Source organism: Barnesiella sp. CU968, assembly GCF_905219685.1.
In the GTDB taxonomy this organism is placed as follows: domain Bacteria; phylum Bacteroidota; class Bacteroidia; order Bacteroidales; family Muribaculaceae; genus Lepagella; species Lepagella muris_A.
Genome location: NZ_CAJMXD010000331.1, coordinates 1 through 3,221, shown reverse-complemented (window position 1 = coordinate 3,221; position 3,221 = coordinate 1). Strand labels below are relative to the sequence as shown.

At 44.2% G+C, this 3,221-nt stretch carries 2 protein-coding genes and 1 pseudogene; 1 reads left to right on the top strand and 2 read right to left on the bottom strand.

The window, feature by feature from the left end; translation table 11 throughout:
- Nucleotides 1-353: 353 nt before the first annotated feature.
- Both JX312_RS11005 and JX312_RS11000 read right to left on the bottom strand, forming a co-directional pair.
- The gene (locus JX312_RS11005) at nucleotides 354-1,052 is read right to left on the bottom strand and encodes a response regulator transcription factor (RefSeq protein ID WP_204458031.1); all 699 of its coding nucleotides are present in this window, start codon (nucleotides 1,050-1,052) and stop codon (nucleotides 354-356) included.
- On the bottom strand, nucleotides 1,042-2,412 hold the full coding sequence (locus JX312_RS11000) for a sensor histidine kinase KdpD (RefSeq protein WP_204458030.1): 1,371 nt from the start codon (nucleotides 2,410-2,412) through the stop codon (nucleotides 1,042-1,044). The genes JX312_RS11005 and JX312_RS11000 overlap by 11 nt, the downstream gene beginning before the upstream one ends.
- Before the next feature lie 189 nt (nucleotides 2,413-2,601).
- Between JX312_RS11000 and JX312_RS10995 the strand changes: the two are divergent.
- A pseudogene (locus JX312_RS10995) lies at nucleotides 2,602-3,221 on the top strand (hypothetical protein); the annotation flags it as partial.

Here is a 3,221-nt window from a genome sequence, read left to right as displayed (position 1 = left end):
TTTAATAAACATATTTTATTGAATATATGCGATTTAATAATAGTACAATCTATTTTCTATTTATATTATATATTATATTTGTTGCTATAAACACAATCTTGTCATAACTTTGCATCGCAAGTTCAAGAAACTATCGCAAGGTCAAAATAAACAGCATACGACCGAAAGGTCTTCAAGGTGAAAAAAGGATTGTTAAGGTTATCACTCAAGGTTGTTTCAAACCGGAAAGGATGGAAAGGAAAATATAGCTAATAAATTCATTTGTGTTAGGTTTTGTAAAATTAAATAGAGTATTGACAAAATTGATTCGCAATAAAACAGGCAGCTTGTGAAAGCCGCCTGTTTTTCTTTATTCATGTTGTTATTGCGAGACGGTAGCCGATGCCCCGCAGATTGATGATTGAGATATTCGGATCGTGTCGCAGATGTTTTCGCAGTTTGTGTATGTATCCGTGAAGGGAATTGCGGTTGTAATAGTCGTCATGCTGCCATACAAACTCCATCAGTTCCGATGATCTCACCGTAATCCCCTTATGATTTATGAGAAACAGCAATATCATTGCCTCGATACGTGACAATTCCAACACATGAGAGCCGTGTGTCAGTTTGTTACCTATAGCATCGAAGATATATTCTCCGATTGTAATCTCATTCTTTTCCAAAGCTTCCTCTCTGATGCCGGATACATTTCTGCGCTTTAACAAGGCTCGGATTCTGAGAATCAGCTCACGCATCTTGAACGGTTTCTTCAGGTAATCGTCAGCGCCTATGTCAAAGCCGGTCTCTATATCGGAAATGGATGACAAGGCGGTAAGGAATATCAAAGGCACATCCGGGTCAGCGTTTCTGATATGACGTGCCATCTCAAACCCGTCCATCCGGGGCATCATCACATCCGCTATTATCATATCCGGATGTTCTGACCGGAATGCCTCAAGTCCGTCAACACCGTTGGTTACGGCAATTACCTCATATCCCTCATCTTCGAGAGTCTCCGAGATGATGGTTGACAGTGTTGTCTCATCTTCTGCAAGAAGTATCTTATTTCTCATGATTCATGAATTTTATGGTGAAAACGCTCCCTTTCCCGAGTGTGGATGCCGCCTTTATATCCCACCCCATCTTTGCCAGAATCGACTTCACGTAATAGAGACCGATTCCGTAGCCTCTCACATCCTGACGATTGCCGGTGGGCACACGATAAAACTTATTGAATATCAACGGCAATGATTTTGCCGGAATGCCATTGCCGTTGTCTTTTATGACAATACCGGCACTATCGGCATGTATGTCAATGGCTACGCTGTCTCCTGAATACTTTATCGCATTGTCCATAAGGTTGTTGATGACGTTTGCGAAATGTGTCGGATCTGTTTCTGCCGAAAGGTTTTCCGGAACAACCGAGACATTTATGGTTATAGGCTTTTCGGCACGCAGGGAATGTATGGAGGCAATATCATTGAGGACTTGCTTCAGTTCTATCTCCTCTTTACCCAGTACCATCGATTTGCGCCGCTCCATACTCATTGACAAAATCCCTTCCACCAATTCGCCGAGCCTTGAAAGCTGATCGAGCGCCAGTCTGAGGTAACGCTCCCGTTTCGAGGCATCATTATGTTTGTCGCAATTGAGCAATGTGTCGATTGCGGAATAGGCAGCCGAGATGGGTGTTTTCAGTTCATGGGTCATATTATTGGTGAAATCATCCTTCATTTCCTCCAGTGAGCGCATTTTCATCACTGTGCGGATAAGATAGACGAAAGCGACGGCAAGCATCAGGATGATGAGCATGGTCGTGATCACGATACCTGCGGTCTGACGCAGCATGTCTCCTAACGGCGGTGACATATAGGCGCGATAAATCAAGGGATATCCTTTGAATATGGTGTAATCTATTTCCCACAACCCGCGTGTTTCTTTCCTGTTTACGGAATCGGCGGGGAGCACGAACACACGTGACGGATATAACCCTATTCTGTGTAATTCTGTGGAATATATGGAGTCGAGCAGCCGGAGGTTCGGGCGACGGTATTCCTGCGGCAGACTGTTGCGCATATTGTATGCCATAGTGGCGTGCATTGACTGGTATATCCCCATAAGCTTCTCTTTCCCCGCTATCGCGGCAAATGCAGAATCTGACACCGCCCCGAATTCGGAAGTCAGTTTACCGGATTCAGTCATCCGTCTTTCCCCATCCAGATCAAGGACTACGCTGACATGATTCGTGCTGTCCATTCTCTTGACCCGGTAAACAGTCTCGATAAAGTCTGCCTGCATCAGGCATTCCTTCGCCATAGTGACATATTGCTCCTTTACCGAACCATACAGACCGTAAAGAAAAAATATATTCACAACGAAAAGCACGATTATTGTTCCGAGTACTCCGATGATTATGTTTCTGAAATTTTTCATAATGATTTGAGCACTTATCTATACATTTTTATACATTCAAAATTACATAATCATATTGTAATATCAAACTTATTGAAGCGTCAGTTAAGAATAACTAAGACAACTTAAGGTTTTATTAAGACATGACTCCCTAAATTTGTGGAAACAATTTTCCAACTCAATTCTCTTATAAACTCAATTCTCTTATCTATGAAAATAAACCGATATCCATTTTTCTTTTCAATATTCCTTCTGTGCGGTCACCCCTTCGTTGTTAATGCGGAAGAGCCGGATTCAATTGTGCGTGATTTACCCGATTTCGTGATCAAGGCAGAGCAATTCCGACGCACCGCCGACGGAGTGGAGGTTGTACCCAACAAACAGCAGCTCAAGCATTCCTTTTCCGGTTATGATCTTGTGCGCAATCTTATGATTCCCGGAGTCACGGTAAATCTTGACAAAGGGGAGATCAACGCCCTTGGGGGAGAGGTGGCGCTTTTCATCGACGGCATGCCGGCAGATATGAGGGAAGTTCGTCAATTGCGTCCCGTTGATGTGCTTAAGGTTCAGTATATGGAATCCCCCACAGGGAAATACGCCGGCAACAATGTAGCCTTGAATTTCATCCTCAAGAAACGGAACTCGGGCGGTTACATTGCTCTGGATGCCACCCAGCGCATCGGCTATACCAACGGAGATTATAATCTTGCCGGCAAAGCCTACGTCGGCAACACCCGCTACACCCTCTTCGCCGGCACCGACTTCTCCGACATAAAGAACGCCGAAACCACCAGCCTCGAAACAATCCACTTCCCCACCCCTTCGTATCT